The organism is Flavobacterium johnsoniae (assembly GCF_030388325.1).
Taxonomy (GTDB): domain Bacteria; phylum Bacteroidota; class Bacteroidia; order Flavobacteriales; family Flavobacteriaceae; genus Flavobacterium; species Flavobacterium johnsoniae_C.
Genome location: NZ_CP103794.1, coordinates 3,054,762 through 3,076,553 on the forward strand (window position 1 = coordinate 3,054,762; position 21,792 = coordinate 3,076,553).

The 21,792-nt window shown below is 32.4% G+C and carries 17 protein-coding genes; 13 read left to right on the forward strand and 4 right to left on the reverse strand.

Annotation, left to right across the window (positions count from 1 at the left end):
• The first annotated feature begins 143 nt into the window (after positions 1–143).
• The 3 genes from NYQ10_RS13310 (at position 144) to NYQ10_RS13320 (ending at position 4,961) form a co-directional block, all read left to right on the forward strand.
• A complete protein-coding gene (locus NYQ10_RS13310) occupies positions 144–557 on the forward strand; it encodes a hypothetical protein (RefSeq protein WP_289876808.1) in 414 nt (137 codons plus the stop codon).
• Positions 558–725: 168 nt separating this feature from the next.
• Complete coding sequence (locus NYQ10_RS13315) at positions 726–3,992, forward strand: YCF48-related protein (protein WP_289876809.1); 3,267 nt, start codon at positions 726–728, stop codon at positions 3,990–3,992.
• A 78-nt stretch (positions 3,993–4,070) separates the two neighbouring features.
• Positions 4,071–4,961 (forward strand): carbon-nitrogen hydrolase, encoded by an 891-nt coding sequence (locus NYQ10_RS13320; protein WP_179003408.1) that lies wholly within the window; start codon positions 4,071–4,073, stop codon positions 4,959–4,961.
• Positions 4,962–5,253: 292 nt separating this feature from the next.
• On the opposite strand, the gene NYQ10_RS13325 is transcribed toward NYQ10_RS13320, so the two are convergent.
• A complete protein-coding gene (locus NYQ10_RS13325; RefSeq protein ID WP_289876810.1) occupies positions 5,254–6,513 on the reverse strand; it encodes an OmpA family protein in 1,260 nt (419 codons plus the stop codon).
• A 203-nt stretch (positions 6,514–6,716) separates the two neighbouring features.
• The gene (locus tag NYQ10_RS13330) at positions 6,717–8,228 is read right to left on the reverse strand and encodes a choice-of-anchor I family protein (RefSeq protein WP_289876811.1); all 1,512 of its coding nucleotides are present in this window, start codon (positions 8,226–8,228) and stop codon (positions 6,717–6,719) included.
• Positions 8,229–8,415: 187 nt separating this feature from the next.
• Between NYQ10_RS13330 and NYQ10_RS13335 the strand changes: the two genes are divergently transcribed.
• Positions 8,416–9,456 carry an agmatine deiminase family protein gene (locus tag NYQ10_RS13335; protein WP_289876812.1) on the forward strand — a complete coding sequence of 347 codons (1,041 nt, stop codon included), beginning with the start codon at positions 8,416–8,418 and terminating at the stop codon, positions 9,454–9,456.
• A 464-nt stretch (positions 9,457–9,920) separates the two neighbouring features.
• Here the strand turns inward: NYQ10_RS13335 and fahA are convergent, their stop codons facing one another.
• Entirely contained in the window at positions 9,921–11,204 is a 1,284-nt protein-coding gene (fahA, locus tag NYQ10_RS13340; RefSeq protein WP_289876813.1) for a fumarylacetoacetase, read from the reverse strand.
• A gap of 109 nt (positions 11,205–11,313) precedes the next feature.
• Between fahA and glyA the strand changes: the two genes are divergently transcribed.
• The 4 genes from glyA to NYQ10_RS13360 all read left to right on the forward strand — a co-directional run bounded on the left by glyA (position 11,314) and on the right by NYQ10_RS13360 (position 15,145).
• Positions 11,314–12,588, forward strand: coding sequence for a serine hydroxymethyltransferase (glyA, locus tag NYQ10_RS13345; RefSeq protein WP_276174083.1), 1,275 nt, complete (start codon positions 11,314–11,316; stop codon positions 12,586–12,588).
• Between the two features lie 132 nt (positions 12,589–12,720).
• Positions 12,721–13,314: a tRNA-(ms[2]io[6]A)-hydroxylase gene (locus NYQ10_RS13350; RefSeq protein WP_289876814.1), complete on the forward strand. Its 594-nt coding sequence runs from the start codon at positions 12,721–12,723 to the stop codon at positions 13,312–13,314.
• A 284-nt stretch (positions 13,315–13,598) separates the two neighbouring features.
• The gene (locus NYQ10_RS13355) at positions 13,599–14,639 is read left to right on the forward strand and encodes a GMP reductase (RefSeq protein WP_289876815.1); all 1,041 of its coding nucleotides are present in this window, start codon (positions 13,599–13,601) and stop codon (positions 14,637–14,639) included.
• Positions 14,640–14,641: 2 nt separating this feature from the next.
• On the forward strand, positions 14,642–15,145 hold the full coding sequence (locus NYQ10_RS13360) for a GNAT family N-acetyltransferase (protein WP_289876816.1): 504 nt from the start codon (positions 14,642–14,644) through the stop codon (positions 15,143–15,145).
• Between the two features lie 91 nt (positions 15,146–15,236).
• Here NYQ10_RS13360 and NYQ10_RS13365 read toward each other — a convergent pair whose 3' ends face one another.
• Positions 15,237–15,815 carry a pentapeptide repeat-containing protein gene (locus tag NYQ10_RS13365; RefSeq protein WP_289876818.1) on the reverse strand — a complete coding sequence of 193 codons (579 nt, stop codon included), beginning with the start codon at positions 15,813–15,815 and terminating at the stop codon, positions 15,237–15,239.
• A gap of 157 nt (positions 15,816–15,972) precedes the next feature.
• On the opposite strand from NYQ10_RS13365, the gene aspA reads away from it, so the two are divergent.
• The 5 genes from aspA to NYQ10_RS13390 all read left to right on the forward strand — a co-directional run bounded on the left by aspA (position 15,973) and on the right by NYQ10_RS13390 (position 21,751).
• Positions 15,973–17,382, forward strand: coding sequence for an aspartate ammonia-lyase (gene aspA / locus NYQ10_RS13370; protein WP_289876820.1), 1,410 nt, complete (start codon positions 15,973–15,975; stop codon positions 17,380–17,382).
• Between the two features lie 150 nt (positions 17,383–17,532).
• A complete protein-coding gene (locus NYQ10_RS13375) occupies positions 17,533–18,807 on the forward strand; it encodes a BamA/TamA family outer membrane protein (protein WP_289876821.1) in 1,275 nt (424 codons plus the stop codon).
• Between the two features lie 101 nt (positions 18,808–18,908).
• On the forward strand, positions 18,909–19,526 hold the full coding sequence (locus tag NYQ10_RS13380; RefSeq protein WP_289876823.1) for an outer membrane beta-barrel protein: 618 nt from the start codon (positions 18,909–18,911) through the stop codon (positions 19,524–19,526).
• A gap of 166 nt (positions 19,527–19,692) precedes the next feature.
• Entirely contained in the window at positions 19,693–20,367 is a 675-nt protein-coding gene (locus NYQ10_RS13385) for a response regulator transcription factor (protein ID WP_289876825.1), read from the forward strand.
• Between the two features lies 1 nt (position 20,368).
• Positions 20,369–21,751, forward strand: a complete 1,383-nt coding sequence (locus tag NYQ10_RS13390; protein ID WP_289876826.1) for a HAMP domain-containing sensor histidine kinase — start codon at positions 20,369–20,371, stop codon at positions 21,749–21,751.
• Positions 21,752–21,792 lie beyond the last annotated feature (41 nt).

The window sequence follows — 21,792 nt, forward strand, 5'->3', positions numbered from 1 at the left end:
TATTTTTATAAACTTTTTTTGCTAAATAAGCTTTTGATTTACAAATACTTAATGTTTTAATGAAAATTTTTAACATTTCACTAAAGCAACCAAAGCAATCTTCTCACATCTTCATAGTAATTAACAATTAATTATTATTTTATATGAAAAGTTTTAGATTAAAATCGGTTTTGGTAGTATTATTTTTATCAATTGCATTTGTTTCATGCAATAACGATGACGACGAAACAACGCCAGCTACAACATCAAAAGCAGCTTTGGCAACCGAAATTAAAGGACCGGCTACAGGAAAAGTAAATGACGAATTAAGCTACGATGTAACTTATGTTGTTGATAATGCTTGCGGAGAATTTGATAAAATCTCAGAAGTGAAAATAGGAGAAGTAAAAGGTTTGCAAGTAATGGCGAAATATCCAAAAGAAGGAGTTTGCACGCAACAAGTTCCAGAACCAAAAAAGACGGTTTATAAATTCAAATCGACTACAAAAGGAACTTTCGAAATTAAATTCAAAAAATCAGAAACTGAATTCGTAACTCAGAAAGTAGTAATCGAATAAAAATAATATCGATTTAACATTGTAGAATTAAAAATCCGCTTTATTTACACTTAGTATACTAAGTATAAATAAAGCGGATTTCTTGTAAGAAATATTCTTTAATTTGGAAAAAAATAATTAATATTGAATAATTAATTTAGATACCATTTTTTAACTTTTTATCCCGATATGGCAAGAACTTTACATTCTATTACACTTTTTTTTATCACCTTTTTTTTTACAATCTCGCTTTATTCTCAAAAAGATTGGGAATTGTTAAATCCAAAACCATCTTACAAAAAAGGATTAGATATTCAATTTGTAACCGATAAAATTGGATATGTAATAAATAATACAGAGATATTAGAGACATTAGACGGAGGTGTTTCTTGGAAAAAGACGAGAAACATAAATGCAAGTAACGATCTAAGTTTTTTTAATGAAATAGGATATATAGTAGGCGATAATGGTTACGTTTTAAAATCTGAAAACTCTGGTGCAGAGTGGACTAGTGTAACTACAGGCTTTACTGGTAAATTTAATACAGTAAATGTTATAAGTAAAGATGTAGTTATTATTTCAAGTGACAATACTATTGTTAAAACTATAGATGGAGGTCTGACTTGGAAGCAATTGATTATTCCGAATGTTAAAGTCAATAAGACATTTTTTACCACATCATTAGTAGGTCATGCAGTATGTAATAATGGAACTATTCTTAAAACAAAAGATGGAGGTGTCTCATGGTACAAAACAGCGACTGATAATGTTATTCCTTCTAATTATTTTACCGTTTATTTTATTAATGAAAATATTGGTTTTGCATCTAGAGAGCATAGTTATCTATATAAAACAGTTGATGGAGGAGAAACATGGACAAACGTTAAAGGTTCTTTACCAGCTTTTTATACTTTTTCTTTTCTAGATGAAAATGTAGGTTACGCTGGAGGCGAACATGGTGCAATTTTTAAAACAATAGATGGCGGATTAACGTGGACTTGGGCAAGTTTTCAGAATGCTTACATTGCTTCTACTGAGATATACGGGATTCATTTTTTAGATCACAACACTGGATTTGCAACAGGGGCTACAGGTAGAATTGTTAAAACAATAGATGGAGGGAAAAATTGGAGTCAAAATTCACCAACTCATAACGATATAAATAAATTAGAATTTTTGACAAAAGATTTAGGATATGCTCGCGTAGGAAACTCTTTTTACAAAACAATTGATTCAGGAAATAGCTGGAAACTTGCAGGATCAATTGATAATGGTACTTATAATTACTACGTCACATCATCTAAATTTTTGAATGAAAATGTTGGTTATGCGGTAACAGGATCTTTGGGATATATTTATAAAACTGTAGACGGAGGAGTTACTTGGAAAAAATTAGGTGGAGATAATTTATGGGTTGTTAATGAAGGAATTAATACTATGAGTGTGATCAGTGAAAAAATAATTTACATAAGTGGAGGATTTAATCAGCGTAGTTTTATGAAAAGTGTTGATGGGGGAGAAACCTGGACAATCCTTTCTAATTATAATTTTTACAGAATGCAATTTTTAGATGAAAATATTGGGTATGCTCATAATACATATGATAAGAAAGTGTACAAAACAATTGATGGAGGTAAAAATTGGTCTGTAGTTTTTACAGGAGATCAGGGTGTAAAATCGATAGATTTTTTGGATCAATATAATGGTTACGTAATTGGTGACAATGCTATGATGTATAAGACAATAAACGGAGGTGCCTCTTGGGAGAAAATAACAATTCCTTATGAATATTACACATTTGTTAAGTTTTATACTCAAAATGTGGGATATATTTTTGATGAAGAAGGAAGTTTTTATAAAACTGAAAATGGGGGTAAAAGTTGGAAATCTTTAATGGGGTTGGAAGATAGAGCATCACTAAAAGCTGTGGCCTTTAATGATGATAGTATATATGCCTATGGAGGGTATGGGAAAATTTTTAAAAGTAAGGTAGATTTTGCACCTTATTTTCTTAATCTCGATCCTGCTGTAGATGTACATAACAGATCTGCAAATTTACCAGGTAATGTAATTTCGAATGATGGAGAAATTACAAACGTTCGACTAGAAGTTTTAAGAAATAAAGTTATCATAAAAACTGTACAAATAGATCCAGACAATGTAAAACCAGGGTCTTCGTTAAGTTTCAAAGTCCCTGTTTTGGATCTTATTCCAGATACATTTTATGAATATAGAATTGTAGCAGTTCGTAATAATAGTGAAATTTATAGTCAATTTTCTAATTTTAGAACAGCAAAGAATTTTAAATTTACAATTAATCCAGTTACAGATATTAATCCTACTAGTGTTTTTGTGGCTGGATCAATCTTGTCGGAAGAAGGTGATATTACTGAAATTGAAATTGAATATAGCAATAAACAAGATTTTTCAGATTACAAAACTTTTAAAACCAATGTTGTTGTAAAAGGAAATACATCAGAAGATATTTCAACAACATTATCTGATCTAAATCCTAAAACACTTTATTACGTTAGATTAAAAGGTTTTCAAGAAGGAACTAAAATTTATAGTGATATTATTTCTTTTCAGACAAAATCAGAATATGAAATAAATATTTACTTCCCTTATGAAACTACTGATGGAGCAGTTTTAAATGCTTATCTTATTTCAAATGAGAAAGATATTACCAATGTTGTTTTTGAATATGGAGAGCTAAATTTTGATAAAAGTATTGCTGGAACTCCAGATAAAATATTGGGAAAAAGAGATAGTTTTGTAAGTGGAGAATTGAAAAATCTTGACAAAACTAAAGCTTATTTTTACAGAGTAAAAGCGATTTATGGAGATAAGGTAATTTATAGCAAAACAGAAATTTTAAATTACTCTAGAAAAGCAATATTATTTCTTGAAACTGCAAATTCTAATCAAAATGGCTCAGTTGAGTTAAAAGGTATTATAAATGCTGCAGGCAACTATCTTACAAATTTAGTGTTTGAATACGGGACTACAGAAAATTTTGGTTCAAGTATTCAAACAAATCCATCATATGTTTATGGAACAAGTACTCTGAATGTTAGCGCAACCATTCAAAATGTAACCGCTAATCAGAAGTATTATTATAGACTAAAAGCTAATATGGGTGGAACATTTCTCTATTCTAATACCTTATCTTTTATTAATTCAAATTTAGATGTGAATGATTTCAACTATGAAAAAAATATTTTATTGTTTCCAAATCCGACTAAAGATGTAGTAAATATTAAACTTATTGATAATAAAAAAATTGCTGCTTTAAAAGTAATTGATCAGTCGGGAAATGTACTTTCTTATGAAAAAGATGTTCGTCCAGAAGAAACTAAAATAATTGATTTTTCAGATAAGTCTACAGGAGTTTATTACATCCAATTTATTTTAGATGATAATTCAAAAATTAATAAAAAGGTAATTCGTAATTAAAAATCAGTTCCTGTAAGTGCAGAACTGTTATTGCCATTCCTTTAAAAAGTATTATTTTTGCACTCTAAATTTTATGTCATGCCGAAAAGAAAATATAAAATATCAGTAATTCAGTTAAATCTGAATGATGTTGCTGAAAATAATCTTAAAAAATGTATCAGCTGGGTAAGAGATGCTGCAAGTCAAGGAGCAGAGGTAATCTTACTTCCTGAATTATATAGCAGTCATTATTTCTGCCAAAGTGAAGATGTAGATAATTTTGCATTAGCAGAACCATTGTACAGTACTTCATTTGTTGCTTTTAGCGAATTGGCAAAAGAATTAGGCGTTGTAATTATTGTTCCTTTCTTCGAGAAAAGAATGGCTGGAATTTACCACAATAGTGCTTATATTATTGATACAGATGGTACAGAAGCAGGTTTGTACCGTAAAATGCACATTCCAGACGATCCGCATTTCTATGAAAAGTTCTATTTCACTCCAGGAGATTTAGGTTTTCAAGCAATTGAAACTAAAAAAGGAACTGTAGGAACATTAATTTGCTGGGATCAATGGTATCCAGAAGCTGCGCGTATTACAGCTTTAAAAGGTGCTGAAGTTTTATTTTATCCAACAGCTATCGGATGGCATCCTAAAGAAAAAGAACAATATGGAGAAAACCAATATGGCGCTTGGATGAATGTTATGAAAGGCCACGCGGTTGCAAATGGTGTTTTCGTTGCTGCTGCAAACAGAATTGGTCTTGAAAAATATCTTGAAGGAACTGAAGGAATTCAATTCTGGGGAGCTTCTTTTATTGCAGGACCACAAGGTGAAATTTTAGCGCAAGCTTCACACGATAAAGAAGAAATCTTAATTGCTGAGGTTGATTTAGATCTTCAAGAAAATGTTCGTCAAAACTGGCCATTCTTTAGAGATAGAAGAATTGATGCTTTTGGAGATATTACAAAAAGAGCAATCGATAAATAATTCAATTTATTTACAAATATAAAAAAGGCAAAATATATTATTTTGCCTTTTTTTGTAAGCTTCGGAGAAGCAAAATATTTATAGAACTTCAATAATACAAATGAGAAAAGCTCCAGCGGAGCGACACATTTTAACAACATAATATGTGTCGCTCCGCTGGAGCTTTATATTGTAAACATTTTTCCTTTTCTATAAATATTTTGCTTCTCCGAAGCTCTATACGTATTTTTTAATAACAAAAAAGGTGGTTTCAATATTTGAAACCACCTTTTTAAATATATATAGACTAAGATTATTTTACTTGGAAAGTAACTCTTCTCACGATTTGACGTGCTTCTTTAGAATTTTTGTTTACAGAAGTATCTTCTCCGTTCGCAATTACATTCAACCTAGAAGCATCAATTCCTGCATTTACAGCTACTTTTTTCACAGCTTCAGCTCTTTTTCTAGACAATTCAGTGTTGTAATTTGTATTTCCGATTTCGTCAGCGTAACCAATAATGTCAGCAGATTTTCCTGGATTGTTTTTCAAATATTTAACTAAGAAATCAACACCAGATAAAGAAGCGTTTGTTGGTTTAGACGAATTAAAGTCGAAATAAACATTTACATAACCACCGTTAATTAATTCTTCAACAGTGTTGTTTGTATTTGTTCCAGCACCTTTCTTTTCGTAAGTTTTATCTAAATAGCTTTCTAACTCATCTGGAACACCATTTTGGTTAGTATCAATAGATTGCCCTTTTGTATTTACTGCAACTCCAGCAATACTATTTGGTTCTAAATCGTATAAATCAGCAACTCCATCTTTGTCTGAATCGATAAGACCAGTTTCGATTAAGTCCACTCTTTTTTCCAATTCTCCAATTCTGTCTTCTTCACCAACCCAGTCAGCATGTTTTGTTTGTTTTCCTAAGTAGAAAGTTAAACCGACAGAAGCATTAAGTAAAACTCCATCAAAAGAACCAGTTGTAGTGTTGCCCATTCCGTCAAAGTTCCAGTTTTGTCTTCCGTTTACAATTCCTGTTAAGTCTCCAGTTAATGCTACTCTATTGCTTAATCTAAGTTGACCTGTTAAACCAGCAATTCCGTGAGCCATGTAATCTTGACCTCCAAAACCAGTTTCTGTACTAATTTGAGCAACTCCAAAACCACCATGAGCCAAAAGACCAAATGTGTTTGTCCATGTTTCAAAGTTTAAAGCACGTCCAACGTTTACAACTCCTTGTAAACTTGCTCTTACATAACGGCTTTCAAAATCTGGAGTATTCTTTTTCTCTTTAAATTGATCGTAACCAACATCTAATTTCAAACCAAATTTTGGATTAAACATATATCTTACACCTAAATCTCCGTGAAAGAAGTTGGCAGATTCTGTTGCGTAACCAGGAGTCATAGTTCTCGTTGGTTTGTTAACACCGCCATTAAGTTCAATAGACCATTTGTTGTATTCTTGATCTACACTTGGTTTTGTAGATGTGGTAGCCATATTTTGTGCACCTGCGGCAAAGGATAGTAATAATAAAGAGGCTGATACTAATTTCTTTTTCATGATATCAAAAATTAAATTGTTTTTATTTTAAACTCATGAACAAAAGTAGAGCACACGTTTTAAGTATGTGTTGTATACCTAATTACATAATTTCCATGTTTTGGCTTATAATTATGAAAATTAGTTAATTAAGTGTCAATAAAAAGCAAAAAAAAAGAGCAAAATTAATATTTTGCTCTTTCGAAATTTTGATAATTTTATGATTATTTCAAATCTGGCTGATAAATTTTAACAGTTCCGTCACCTTCACTGCTTACAACTAATAAACTTCTTTTAGTTGGGCTTTTTGAAGCTGGAATGAAAAGCAATCCTTCAGGAGCATCGCCTGTTTTAACGGTTTGTAAATATTGAGGAGAATTAGGATTTGTTACATCATAAGTAACAAAAGCATCAGCTCTTTCCAAACCAACAAAAAGAATGTTTTGAGAACCCATTTTTGCTACATAAACAGCTTCTGGCTCAGAACCTTTGTCATCACTTCTTTTATCGTCATAAAGTCCTAATTCATGAGCTTTTTTATCAAGATCATTTTTACTGTCGTAAACAATTTTTCCAGTATTACCGTTCCATATTGAGAAAGATCTTGCTCCAAAACTTACTAATTCGTCTATATCTCCATCTCCGTCAGTATCGCCCATATCGGTAACAAGATTTAATCTTCCTAAATTAGCATCTAATTTTAAATTAGCATCAGGGAAAGCCGTAGCATCAAGTTTTACGCTTTTCATTCTCTTAATATCTGTGTAAGCGTTGTATTCTCTTGCATCACCTTCGTTTGCAGTAACAAAATAAGGTACATTATTAGCAGAAAAATGACTGATTGCATCTGGCATGAATAATCCTTTAACTTTCCAAGGATTAAAAGCAATTTTATCGTCAAGATCACTTACATCAATAGCATTTTCAGCAGTATTGTAATCTTTTAAACCTAAAGGATAAATAGCAGTGATAGTTTTAGAAGTCAAATCAACTTTTGCAACACCATTGTTTTCTTGTAAAGTAACCCAAGCAGTTTTTGAATCGTCAGAAATTGTAATGTATTCTGGTTCAATATCCTGAGCGAAACTTTTAGCAAATTTAGAAATTCTAAATCCGTCTTTAGCTAAAGCAGCAGCTTGGTTTGCAAAAGAAGAAAAATCTAAAGTTGTAACAGTATAAGAGCTTGTTTCGATGATAGAGATTGTTCCGTTAGGATCTTGCGAATAGTCTGTATTTGGTTCTCCTTCGTTAGCAGTCATGATAAATTTTCCATCAGGAGAAAAAGTAACCATATCTGGCAAAGCGCCAACTGTAACTTGTTTGATTAAGCTATAATCTGAAGTGTTGAAAATAACTACTTTTCCGTTAGCTTGTTTATTTGCAGTAGATTCTAAAGCCACAGCTAGTTTTCCATCAAAAACAGAAACACTGTTTGCAGCGCCTGCGTAAGTTGTTAAATCAATTTTTCCAATTTTGGCTGGTTTAGTAGGATCAGTAATATCAATAACATCAATTTGGTTTACACCGCTATTGTTTACTGTAAAAAGTCTTTTAGTTTTTTCGCAATAAGCAGAGATTTCTGCGGCAGCTTCTCCACCAATTGTGATAGACCCAATTTCTTTAAAAGTTCCTGGGTTTTCGTTTGCACCTACTTCTGGTTGGTTGTTGTTTTCATCATTATTACAGCTTGCCAAAATCAAAAGTACAGCTAATAATGAGATCGATAATTTTTTCATGTGTTAGTTTTTAGTTTCGAGTGCAAAAGTAATTCTGCGATTCTGGTTAAATATTAAGAATATATTATATAATCTTTAACTTAAATTTTGCAGGATATTTTCTGTGAAATAACACATGAATTTCAATCAAATGTTTTATAATCCTAACGAATGCTTATCTTTGCACTTTCTAAATTAGAACGTATTTATGTCAACAAATAATAGAAGGTTTCCAGCAGAATGGGAAAAACAACAAGGAATTGTTTTATGTTTTCCGCATAATGGTAATGATTGGCCAGGAAAATATGAGGCTGTTCGATGGGCTTTTGTAGAATTTATTAAAAAAGTAGCCACTTTTGAAACTGTTTTTTTGGTTGTAGCCGATGAAAAACTAAAAGAAAAAGTTGCTGATATGTTAGAAAGAGCTCGAGTAAACCTTAATAATGTTTCCTACATCATTCATAAAACCAACAGAAGCTGGATGCGCGACTCAGGACCGATTATTGTAAAAAATGGTTCGAAAAGAGAAGCTTTAAACTTTAATTTTAATGGTTGGGCAAAATATAAAAACTATCAGTTAGATAAATTTGTTCCAGGTAAAATTGCTGATTTTATTGATGTTCCGTTAACTCAGGTTACTTACAAAGGAAAACCAGTAATTGTTGAAGGTGGAGCGATTGATGTTAATGGAAAAGGAACTTTACTGACTTCAGAAGAATGTTTGATGCATCCAACAATTCAGGTTCGTAATGCTGGTTTTACAAAAGAAGATTACGAAGCGGTTTTTAAAGAATATCTTGGAGTTACGAATGTAATTTGGCTTGGTGACGGAATTGAAGGTGATGATACGCATGGTCATATCGATGATTTATGCCGATTTGTAAATGAAGATACGATTGTAACGATTGTAGAAACAGATAAAAACGATTCAAATTACAAACCTTTACAGGATAATTTGAAACGTCTTCAAGAAGCAAAATTAGAAAACGGAAAATCGCCTGTAATTGTTGCGCTTCCAATGCCAAAACGAGTTGATTTTGAAGAGCTAAGATTGCCCGCTAGTTATGCTAATTTCTTAATTTTGAATAATTGCGTTTTAGTGCCGACATTTAATGACAGTAACGATCGTGTAGCTTTAAATATATTATCAGAATGTTTTCCAGACAGAGAAGTAATTGGAATTAGCTGTATCGATTTTATTTGGGGATTCGGAACTTTGCATTGTTTAAGCCAACAGATTCCAGCTTAATCTTTTTGCCAAGAACGTACAAAGACGCAAAGTTTTTGAATTGTTTTGTCAGGCTGAGCGAAGTCGAAGCCCCACAAAGTTTTTCCTCAAAGTTTTGCATTATGATTTAATCTCGCAAAGTCGCGAAGTCGCAAAGTTTTGTGAATTATTAAATAGCCTCCAGTTTTAACTGGAGTAAAATAAAGTCATAATAAAGGGCTTTAGCCAAAATTCGTATTTTGGCTAAAGCCTTTTTTGTTGTAAAAAATAAATCCCTCCAGTTAAAACTGGAGGCAACTGAAAAAACTTTGATAAAAAACTTTGCGACTTAGCGACTTTGCGAGATTAAAAAATACCGAGCAAAAAAAACGTTAGAAAAATCATTTATAATCCCTTTAATCTGTGGCAAAAAAAGACATAAAAAAACCTTGGCTCTCACCAAGGTTTTATATTTTCTATATCTCTTCAGATAATTTATCTGCTCTTCATTGTCTAGTAAAAGGAGGTAATAATTGGCTAGAAACTTCTCCGAAACCAATTCTAACTTCTGCATTTTCACAGAAACCACGAATAATAACAGTATCGTTATCTTCGATAAATTTACGTTCGCTTCCGTCCTTTAATTTAAGCGGATTTTTTCCTCCCCAAGTTAATTCCAACATAGAACCAAAACTATCTTGAGTTGGTCCAGAAATTGTTCCAGAACCCATCATGTCACCAGAATTTACACGGCATCCGTTTGATGTATGATGTGTTAATTGCTGTGCCATTGACCAGTACATATATTTGAAATTAGATTTTGAAATTACAGTTTCTTCCTGATCTTCAGGTTTTAGAGAAACTTCTAAATGAATATCAAAAGCTTTTTTTCCTTTTGTCTGTAAATAAGGAAGCGGAGAAGGATCTTGTTTAGGACCTTTTGTTCTAAAAGGTTCTAAAGCATCCATAGTAACAATCCAAGGCGAAATTGAAGTCGCAAAGTTTTTCGCTAAGAATGGTCCAAGAGGCACATATTCCCATTTTTGCATATCACGGGCACTCCAGTCATTTAGTAAAACCATTCCGAAAATATAATCTTCAGCTTCATAAGTTGAAATGTTTTCGCCCATTACATTTACATCTGTAGTAATAAAAGCAGTTTCCAATTCAAAATCTACCAAGCGGGAAGCACCAAAAACAGGTGTTTCATGTCCTGCAGGCAAAGTTTGTCCCATTGGTCTGTGAACTGGAATTCCCGAAGGTACAATTGTAGAACTTCTACCATGATATCCAACCGGAATGTGAAGCCAGTTTGGCAATAATGCATTTTCTGGATCACGGAACATTTTACCTACGTTTGTGGCATGTTCTCTGCTTGAATAAAAATCGGTATAATCGCCAATTAAAACAGGCAATTGCATCTCTACATCGTCGATTTTAAATATAACAATATCTCGGTGTTTTGTTGAATCTCTTAGCTGTGGATTGGTTTCGTCAAAGATATCAGCGATACGATTTCGAACCAGACGCCATGTTTTTTTTCCGTCAGAAATAAAATCATTTAGCGTATCCTGCATAAACATATCATCGGTTAAATCTATTCCTTCAAAATAGTTTAATTGTTGTAAAGCCCCTAAATCTATAGCATAATCGCCAATTCGCGTTCCTACTGTAACGACATTTTCTTTGGTAAGAAACACGCCAAAAGGAATATTCTGAATAGGGAAGTCGCTATTTTCTGGCACTTCTAACCATGATTTTCTACTGGTATCGTTGGCGGTTATAGGCATGTTTAATGTTAATTATTTGTTGAAAAATTGTATGTCAAATATATCATAATCTAGCAGTTTGACAAACGTTTTTTTGTATTTTTGCGTGAAATTAACGAAAAACATAGAAATGCAACGCGACGAACAAATTTTTGATCTTATCCAAGAGGAAAAAGAAAGACAAATTCACGGACTAGAGCTTATCGCTTCAGAGAATTTTGTAAGTGATGAAGTAATGGAAGCAGCTGGTTCTGTTTTAACTAACAAATATGCTGAGGGTTATCCTGGCAAAAGATACTACGGCGGTTGCGAAGTAGTTGACGTTATTGAGCAAATTGCTATTGACAGAGCTAAAGAATTATTTGGTGCTGAATACGCAAACGTACAACCACACTCTGGTTCTCAGGCAAATACTGCTGTTTACCATGCTTGTTTAAATCCTGGTGATACTATTTTAGGTTTCGATTTATCTCACGGAGGTCACTTAACTCACGGTTCTCCTGTAAACTTTTCAGGTCGTTTATACCGTCCTGTTTTTTATGGTGTAGATGCTGAGACTGGTCGTTTAGATTATGATAAAATTCAAGAAATTGCAACTAAAGAACAACCAAAATTAATCATCGCTGGAGCTTCGGCTTATTCTCGTGATATGGATTTTGCTCGTTTCAGACAAATTGCAGACAGCGTAGGAGCAATCTTATTTGCTGATATTTCTCACCCTGCAGGTTTAATTGCAAAAGGATTATTAAGTGATCCAATTCCACATTGTCATATTGTTTCTACAACAACTCACAAAACTTTACGTGGACCACGTGGAGGTTTGATCTTAATGGGGAAAGATTTCCCAAATCCACAAGGATTAACAACTCCAAAAGGAGAAATCAGAATGATGTCTTCATTATTAGATTTAGCTGTTTTCCCAGGAAATCAAGGTGGACCTTTAATGCACATTATTGCTGCTAAAGCAGTTGCTTTTGGTGAAGCTCTTAAAGATGAGTTCTTTACTTATGCAATGCAATTACAAAAAAATGCAAATGCAATGGCAGATGCTTTCGTAAAAAGAGGTTATAATATTATCTCTGGCGGAACTGATAACCACATGATGCTTATTGACTTAAGAAATAAAAATATTTCTGGTAAAGAAGCTGAAAATGCATTAGTAAAAGCAGAAATTACAGTAAACAAAAACATGGTTCCTTTTGACGATAAATCTCCATTTATCACGTCTGGAATTCGTGTTGGAACAGCTGCAATCACAACTCGTGGTTTAGTTGAAAAAGATATGGAAACTATCGTAGCTTTAATTGATAAAGTTTTATCTAATCATACAGATGAAGACGTTATCGAAGAAGTTGCAGAAGAAGTAAACGAATTAATGAGCGAAAGACCGATTTTTGCTTACTAAAAAATAGTTTCAAATTTTAAAGTTTCAAGTTTAAAGTTTTGGACTGTTCAAAAGACAGTTTAGAACTTTAAACTTTTTTCGTTCCTAAAAGAACCTGAAACCTGAAACTTGAAACAAAATAAACAAAAGACTATGGGCGTATTAAGATTACAATTGCCAACCGACCCAAGATGGGTAAATATTGTTGAGAAAAATATCGAAGAAATTCTAACGGATCACGCATGGTGCGAACAGAAAGCCGCAACAAACGCAATTACGATTATAACAAACAATCCAGAACATCAGGATTTGGTGAAAGATTTGTTGGCTTTAGCCAAAGAAGAAATTGATCATTTTGAGCAAGTTCACAATATTATCATCAAAAGAGGACTAAAATTAGGACGCGAACGTAAAGATGATTACGTAAACGAATTATACCAATACATGAAAAGAAGCGGAGACGGAAGTCGTGTTTCTGGACTTGTAGAAAGATTATTATTCTCAGCAATGATCGAAGCGAGAAGTTGCGAACGTTTTAAGGTGCTTTCTGAAAATATTCAAGACGAAGAATTAGCTGTTTTTTATAGAGAATTAATGGAAAGCGAAGCTGGCCACTATACTACTTTCATAACTTACGCACGTAAATACGGCGTTGGAATTGACGTTGAAAAACGTTGGAGAGAATGGTTGGCATTCGAAGAATCAATTATTACCAATTACGGAAAAGGAGAGACGATTCACGGATAAGTTTTAGTTTTCAGTATTCAGTCTCAGTGGCAGTTTTCAGTTTTTACTTTGTTAGTCTTTGTGAAAGCTTTGCGAATCTCTGTGAAATTTGATTATGCGTTTGTCAGGCTGAGCGAAGTCGAAGCTCACGCAAAGTATATCAGCTTCAAAATAATATTTAATCAGTGCTTTCGCGAAAGCGAATCAGGATCATAATTGTTCAAAAGTTCGGGTTTTTGTTAATCTAAAATCTCAAATCAGCAATCTAAAATTCTTATATTTGAAAGTAACCAAAATCTCGAACTATGAGAATAGAAATGGATCTAAAGCTAGGCTTTAAAGATGTAATGTTTAGACCTAAAAGATCAACGCTTAAAAGCCGATCTGAGGTTTCTTTAGAACGAAATTTCAAGTATTTGCACAGTTCGGCAGATTGGACAGGAATTCCGATTATGGCGGCAAATATGGACACGGTTGGTACTTTTGAAATGGCAAAAGTTTTAGCGAAAGAAAAACTATTCACAGCCATTCATAAACATTATACTTTAGAAGAATGGAACGCTTTTCTAAAAAATGTAACTCTAGATTTTTACGATTTTATTGCAGTAAGTACAGGAATCGGAAAAGAAGATTTTGAAAAGATTGAAAAAATAATTAGTGCAAATCCGTTGCTGAAATTTATTTGCATTGATGTTGCAAACGGATATTCTGAGCATTTTGTGCAGTTTTTAAAGAAAACCCGAAAACAATATCCAGATAAAATCATTATTGCTGGAAATGTCGTTACAGGCGAAATGACCGAAGAACTTTTATTGGCTGGAGCCGATATTGTAAAAGTCGGAATTGGACCAGGTTCTGTCTGTACTACTCGAGTTAAAACTGGAGTTGGTTATCCGCAACTTTCTGCAATTATAGAATGTGGAGATGCTGCTCATGGTTTAGGAGGACATATTATAAGTGATGGCGGATGCAAAACTCCTGGTGATGTAGCAAAAGCTTTTGGTGCAGGAGCCGATTTTGTTATGTTGGGCGGAATGCTTGCCGGACATACTGAAAGTGGGGGAGAACTAATAGAAGTAAATGGCGAAAAATTCAAACAATTTTACGGCATGAGTTCTAAAACTGCCATGGACAAACATTCTGGAGGCGTTGCTGAATATAGAGCAAGTGAAGGCAAAACAGTTCAAGTTCCGTTTAAAGGAGATGTAATTCAGACCGTTTTAGATATATTGGGTGGCATTAGAAGTACTTGTACTTATGTTGGTGCATCAAAATTAAAAGAATTGACTAAACGAACGACTTTCATCCGCGTAAGCGAACAAGAAAATCAAGTTTTTACAAAATAAATATGATTAAGATTACCGAAGCATTTGTTGAAGATATTGCTAAAATTCAAGAAATCGCACATATAACTTGGCCAATTACGTATGGCGAAATTTTGACTTCAGAACAATTAGATTATATGTTGAATCTTATTTATTCTGATGAAGCGCTTTCGAAACAAATTCAGAATAAAGAACAGTTGTTTTATTTAATTTCAGATTCAGAATCTGTAATTGGTTTTATCGGAATTGAGCATCATTATAAAAATGAAGCGATTACCAAAATCCATAAAATCTATCTTTTACCAGAAACGCAAGGAAAAGGTTATGGTAAAATAGTTTTTGAATCTATAGAAAAACTGGCTTTAGAGAATAATTCAAATGAACTTTTATTGAACGTAAACCGCTTTAATACGGCTTTGAACTTCTATAAAAAATTAGGTTTCGAAATCAAAGAAACTGTTGACATAGAAATTGGAAATGGGTATTTGATGGAAGATTATGTGATGGGAAAACTAATATCAAAATAATCTTCCCGCAATCTTGTCATTTCGACGAAGGAGAAATGACAAATTTTGTGTATACACTTAATGTTATTGGCTAGAATTCAGTTTTTTTTAACTAACTCACAACAATATCATGCGTAAACAATAATCCTTTCACTTCTTTCAAAGAAAAAATAGCTTTCTTCAATTTAGTTTTAGAAGGATCGATCGTATAGTTATAACTCGTTTTAAAATCGGTTTTATTGGCGATTGCTTTGTTGAATTCAGAGCGATATAAATCGCAATTGTCAAATAAAACGCTGGTTAAATCTGTTGCCATAAAATCTACAGCAATTAAACTGCAATTGGTAAAAATTGTTCCTTTTAGTTTTAAAGTATAAAACTTCGAGAAATCAAGAATACAATCATTAAAACCAATTTCAAAAATTAATTTATCGCACATTGCAAAATTAACGTCTTTAATTTCGCATCGATTGAAAGTTGCAGTTCTAAAAGCAACATAATTGATTTTTGCTTCACTGAAAATACAGTCATTAAAAATACAATCGATAAAAGTAACGGCAAGAAAAGTGCAGGCAGAGAAATTACAATTATTAAAAACGCAACATTCAAAATCCTTAAAATTAAGATCATCTTTTGCGTAAATAATCGTATTGTATTCTTTATCAAGAAAATATTCGCTTTCTTTTTTCAACTCTTTTGGGTAATTATTTGAGGGTGAAAAGTTACTAATTTACTATAGAAAAATCGGAACAAATTATAAATGATTTTGATTTCATTCACATTTTTAATTGATAAAATAATGTAGCTTTACACTTATTTTTTTAGTCAAAATTTATCAATTTCATTATATGGAATCAACAAGAAAAGAACACGATTTTCTAGGAGAATTAGAAATTCCAGATCATTTATATTACGGAATCCAGACTTTTAGAGCTGTAGAAAATTTTAATATTACAGGAATTCCGATTTCAAAAGAACCTTTGTTTATCAAAGCTTTAGGATATGTGAAAAAAGCTGCTGCATTAGCAAACAAAGACTGCGGCGCAATTGATGCAAAAATTGCCGAAGCAATCTGTTACGGAAGCGATCAAGTTATTGCGGGTAAATTTGATAAAGAATTTGTGAGTGATTTGATTCAAGGCGGCGCAGGAACTTCTGTAAATATGAATGCAAATGAAGTTATTGCAAATATCGGATTAGAATATCTTGGTCATAAAAAAGGCGAGTATAATTTTCTTCATCCAAATAATCACGTAAACTGTTCTCAGTCAACAAATGATGCTTATCCGTCGGCTTTTAGAATTGCTTTGTATTTGAAAATGGAAAGCTTTATTAAAACTTTTGCAGGTTTGGAAGTTGCTTTCGCTAAAAAAGGAGAAGAGTTTAAAGAGGTCTTAAAAATGGGAAGAACACAATTGCAAGATGCGGTTCCGATGACTTTGGGACAAGAATTTAAAGCATACGCAACCACAATTGGAGAAGATATTCAGCGTTTGAAAAATGCACACGAATTATTGTTGGAAATTAATATGGGCGCAACCGCAATCGGAACAAAAGTAAATGCTCCAGAAGGTTATCCTGAAATTTGCGTAAAATATTTGGCAGAAGAAGTTGGAATTCCGTTAACACTTTCACCAGATTTAATTGAAGCAACTGTAGATACAGGAGCTTACGTTCAGATTATGGGAACTTTAAAACGTTCTGCGGTTAAGATTTCAAAAATTTGTAATGATTTACGTTTATTAAGTTCTGGCCCAAGAACAGGTTTAAATGAAATTAATCTTCCGGCACGCCAGCCAGGTTCTTCAATAATGCCTGGAAAGGTAAATCCGGTAATTCCAGAAGTGGTTAATCAAACTTGTTTTTATGTAATCGGTCAGGATTTAACGGTTACAATGGCGGCAGAAGCGGGGCAATTGCAATTGAATGTAATGGAACCTGTTATTGCTTTTGCGATGTTTACTTCGTTGGATTATCTTTCAAATGCAATTCAGACTTTAATCGATAAATGTATTAACGGAATTACAGCAAATGTAGATCATTGCTACAATATGGTGATGAATAGCATTGGAATTGTAACGCAATTAAATCCAATTATTGGTTACGAAGAAAGTGCCAGTATTGCAGGCGAAGCTTTGAAAACAGGGAAAAGCGTGCATCAAATAGCTGTTTTAGAACGAAAATTAATTACTCAGGAAAAATGGGAAGAAATTTATTCTTTAGAAAATTTAATTCATCCAAAGTTTATCACAAAGTAATTTTGTTATAAAATATATGATAACAAGCCGTCAAGAAATTGATGGCTTTTTTTGTTATTTGTAAATGTATTGTTGTTTAAAGTATTGAAAATGAGTTATATTTACATGAGTATTGAAACTTGATTTTATAAAAGCTAAAACTTTACGAGTGTGGAATTTTTTAAAAACACAAATTTTCAGCATGATATCAAAGTAGCAGTTTTGCTTTTTATGATTCCATTATTTCTAAATGCTCAAAGTGAATTTGAATCGCAAAATCAAGATAAATGTCCTCCAAAAACTATTTTAGAAATTTTTAAGAAAAAAGATTCGGCCTACGTAGTTAAACCCACAAAAAATGACTTTTTTCTTGTAATTCCAGCAATTGGTTCTCAGCCTGCTACAGGATTTTTCTTTGGTGCAGTAGCGCAATATACTTTCAAAGGAAAACAAGAAAATGATAAATATTCTGTTACCAATTTAGGTATCCTTTATACACTAAAAAAACAATGGATGATTAATGTCAAGAATAATATTTTGTTGAAAAACAATAAAATTTTTCTTAGCGGAGATTATCGATTTTATATTTTTTCGCAACCCAATTACGGACTCGGAACCGATATTATTCCGCCCCGAAGAGACCGTCCTGATGGTTTTAGCATTGATTCTATTGCGCAATCAATGGATTACAATTATTTCAAATTTCACCAAACGGCTTCTTTTGAAATGAGAAAGAATTTTTATGTTGGCGGCGGTATAAACATCGATTGGTACACCGATATTCAAGACAAAGAACTTGATGTTGAAAACGGAAATTTAACCTATCATTACAATTACAGTCAGTTGCACGGTTTTGATAATTTAGAATATTTTTTAACGGGAGTAAGTTTGAACATGGTTTACGATTCTCGTGACAATCAGGTAAATTCTTCTCGAGGCTGGTTTGCAAACATCAATTATCGTTTTAATCCAGTTTTATTTAACAATCAAAAATATAGTAATGTTCTTTACGCTGAGTATAGACATTTTGTACCTCTTTCGCATAAAAATGACCGTTATATTTTGGGTATTTGGGCTTACGGACAATTTATAACCAGAGGCGAAGTTCCGTATTTAAATCTTCCTGCTATTGGTTGGGATCAGCGGAGCAGGAGTGGAGAAGGTTATACGCAGGGTTTATTTAGAGGAAATGGGCTAATTTATCTTTCAACTGAATTTAGATTTCCAATTACCTGCAATCAAATGCTTAGCGGAACGGTTTTTACCAATTTTGTAACGGCAAGTAATGCTGATAATAATACAGGACTTTTTCATTCAATTCAGCCAGCGGCAGGAGTTGGATTTAGAATTTTGATTGATAAAAAAACAAGAACCAATTTAGTTGCCGATTATTCTTGGGGAAATAATTCGAAAGGATTTTACTTAAATGCAGGTGAAGTTTTTTAATGTAAGTATTTGATAGTGTGAAAATTAAATTTTAAAATATTAAATTTTTAGAAGAAAAAACTTAAATTTGATATACCATTTAACTTTCAAACACAAAATTTATGAAAAAGTACAGTTTATTATTAGTTGTATTTCTGTCGGCGATAGGAATGCAGGCTCAAGATGCAAGGTCATTTTCTCTTAATTTATATGGGGGTTACGTATTTTCAGATAAAGTAGAATATGATAATGCTTACGGGTATGTTGAAGATGGTTTCGAATATGGAGCTGGTCTAGAATATTTTTTTATGCAGAATAGTTCAGTTGAATTAAAATATAATAGATTAGACACTAAACTTCCTCTTTATGGCCCACTAGGAAATCAAATAAATGCGGGTGATGACAAAGGTGCGATAAATTATATTTTGTTAGATTACACACATTATTTTGATACAGGATCTAATTTATTACCTTATTTAGGAGCTGGCGCTGGTGTAGCAATTCTAGAAACACCGCAAAGCGGAAGTGGCACTTATTTTGGATGGGAAATAAAAGGAGGTGTTAAAATCAAAACGGCTTCATCTGTTTCAATTAATCTAAATGCTTACCTTCAATCTATGGCTGCTGCTGTAGGTGATAGCTATTATTGGACGTATTATGGAATTGTAGGAGTTACGGATTATGTTTCTACTTATCAATTTGGTCTCGGAGCAGTATTAAGTTTTAATTTTAAAAATTAAGGATTTAAAGCTTTAAAACATAAATAAATAAAGATGAGCAGGCTATTTGGCCTGCTTTTTTTATGTTTTGGCATAATTGTTCATAATAAATCATAATTTCTATCCGTAATAAGTACTATTTTTGAATCTCAATGCTTATTTTTGTTGTATATACAAACTTCTCAAGATGAAATTACTGATAGTTGAAGACGAACCAAATCTATTATCTATACTACGAAAAGGATTTGCTGAAAATAATAATGAAGTAAGCGTTGCCATGGATGGTAAAACAGCCTTGGAGATGATTCATAACTATACTTTTGATGTTGTCGTATTAGATGTAATGCTTCCAGATATTAACGGAATCGAAATCTGCAGAAGACTTCGCGCAAGCAAAAACTTTGTTCCAATTTTACTTTTAACAGCTTTAGGAACTTCAGAAAATATCGTAACGGGACTAAATGCTGGTGCAGATGATTATTTAGTTAAGCCATTTAAATTTGGAGAATTAGATGCAAGAGTAAATGCTTTGTACAGAAGATCGCATCAAGAAACAGAAAAAATAGATACCATTACGATTGCCGATTTAGAAATAAACGGACGAGCAAAATCTGTAAAAAGAGGAGGAGAAAATATTACTTTGACTGCAAAAGAATTTAAACTTCTGTATTATTTGGCAAAAAACACAGGAAGAATTGTTTCAAGAGATCAGATTTTGGATAATGTTTGGGATATCAATTTTGATATGAATACTAATGTTGTCGATGTATATATTACTTATTTAAGAAGAAAAATTGATAAGCCTTACGATACCAAATTGATTCACACAATGAAAGGTTTGGGCTATGTTATAAAGCCATAAAATGGATATTAGAAAAAAAATCACCTTTAATTACGTTGCCCTTTCTACCTTTAGTACATCGCTATTGTGTATTATTGTTTTTTTCTTGTTTAGGGAAAACAATCGCTATCACTTTTTAAAGCGTTTAGATGATAGATCTAAAATCGTTTCTTCTATTCATTTTCAAAAAGATCCAGAAAAGATTAGGTATTATAAAAACCTTAAAAAAAATGGACTTGAAGAATTAATTGAAGAAGAAGAATATGTACTAAAAATTAATAGTGAGAACAGTTTTGATTATAATACTAATCTAAATCTTCCTAATACTTTTTATACCAATATTTTAAAAACAGGAAAAGATTCTTTTGAAAGAGATAATAAATATTATTTAGGTCAGATTTTTCAGGAAAATAATCAAAAATATATGGTAATTGTCGGAGCGAGAGATCGTAAAGGAAAAGACACAACTATATATATTGTCAAAATTATGCTGTTTGGCGGAATCGGTTTTGTTATTCTAGCATTTCTTTTAGGACGATTTTTAGCCAAACGTGTCATAAATCCTGTTGCGCGAATTACTAAAGAAGTAAAAAGAATTAGTGCTTCTAATCTTCATAACAGACTTCCAGAGGTTAAAAATTCTGATGAAATTTCAGATTTGACCAATACTTTTAATAATATGCTTGATCGATTGGAAACTTCTTTCGAAATACAAGCCAACTTTATTAATAATGCTTCTCACGAATTAAAAACGCCAATCACAACGATTATTGCCGAAGCAGAAATTATGTTGCTCAAAGAGCGTGAAGTGGCAGAATATGTTGAATCTTTAGAAAATATCTATAGCCAAGCTTCAAGATTAGGAAATCTAACAGAAAGCCTTCTTAAACTGACTCAAACTGGTTATGACGGACAAAAACAAGTTTCGGATATTGCTAGAATTGATGAATTATTATTGGATGTAAAATCAGATTTGGATAAAATTTATCCTGATAACCGAGTAAGTGTTAGACTTAATTTTGCACCAGAAGATTCTAATTTGCTTTTATTGCCTTGTAATAAACCATTATTAGAATTGGCAATCAATAATATTATTACAAACGGGGTAAAATATTCTGATAATAATGAAGTTTTTGTAAGCCTTTCGGCTAATGACGAAATGATTAAAATTACGATCAACGATATCGGAATTGGAATTCCGCCCGAAGATATTCCGCATTTGTACGAACCTTTCTTTAGAGGAAAAATTGCAACCAAATATATTGGTTATGGTTTAGGATTGCCTTTGGCTTCTAAAATTATTAGAATGCATCAAGGAGAGCTGCAAGTTCAGTCTGAACAAAATAAAGGTACGATTGTAACTATCATTTTTAAAAAATTGAATATTAAAAAATCTAATGTTTAATTTTAGAAAATTCTAATTTAAGATTAATAAGCGTCTAATTT

Coding starts and splice junctions, on each gene's coding strand:
- NYQ10_RS13310 (WP_289876808.1), top strand. CDS start 144: ATGAAAAGTTTTAGATTAAAATCGGTTTTGGTAGTATTATTTTTATCA.
- NYQ10_RS13315 (WP_289876809.1), top strand. CDS start 726: ATGGCAAGAACTTTACATTCTATTACACTTTTTTTTATCACCTTTTTT.
- NYQ10_RS13320 (WP_179003408.1), top strand. CDS start 4,071: ATGCCGAAAAGAAAATATAAAATATCAGTAATTCAGTTAAATCTGAAT.
- NYQ10_RS13325 (WP_289876810.1), bottom strand. CDS start 6,513: ATGAAAAAGAAATTAGTATCAGCCTCTTTATTATTACTATCCTTTGCC.
- NYQ10_RS13330 (WP_289876811.1), bottom strand. CDS start 8,228: ATGAAAAAATTATCGATCTCATTATTAGCTGTACTTTTGATTTTGGCA.
- NYQ10_RS13335 (WP_289876812.1), top strand. CDS start 8,416: ATGTCAACAAATAATAGAAGGTTTCCAGCAGAATGGGAAAAACAACAA.
- fahA (WP_289876813.1), bottom strand. CDS start 11,204: ATGCCTATAACCGCCAACGATACCAGTAGAAAATCATGGTTAGAAGTG.
- glyA (WP_276174083.1), top strand. CDS start 11,314: ATGCAACGCGACGAACAAATTTTTGATCTTATCCAAGAGGAAAAAGAA.
- NYQ10_RS13350 (WP_289876814.1), top strand. CDS start 12,721: ATGGGCGTATTAAGATTACAATTGCCAACCGACCCAAGATGGGTAAAT.
- NYQ10_RS13355 (WP_289876815.1), top strand. CDS start 13,599: ATGAGAATAGAAATGGATCTAAAGCTAGGCTTTAAAGATGTAATGTTT.
- NYQ10_RS13360 (WP_289876816.1), top strand. CDS start 14,642: ATGATTAAGATTACCGAAGCATTTGTTGAAGATATTGCTAAAATTCAA.
- aspA (WP_289876820.1), top strand. CDS start 15,973: ATGGAATCAACAAGAAAAGAACACGATTTTCTAGGAGAATTAGAAATT.
- NYQ10_RS13380 (WP_289876823.1), top strand. CDS start 18,909: ATGAAAAAGTACAGTTTATTATTAGTTGTATTTCTGTCGGCGATAGGA.
- NYQ10_RS13385 (WP_289876825.1), top strand. CDS start 19,693: ATGAAATTACTGATAGTTGAAGACGAACCAAATCTATTATCTATACTA.
- NYQ10_RS13390 (WP_289876826.1), top strand. CDS start 20,369: ATGGATATTAGAAAAAAAATCACCTTTAATTACGTTGCCCTTTCTACC.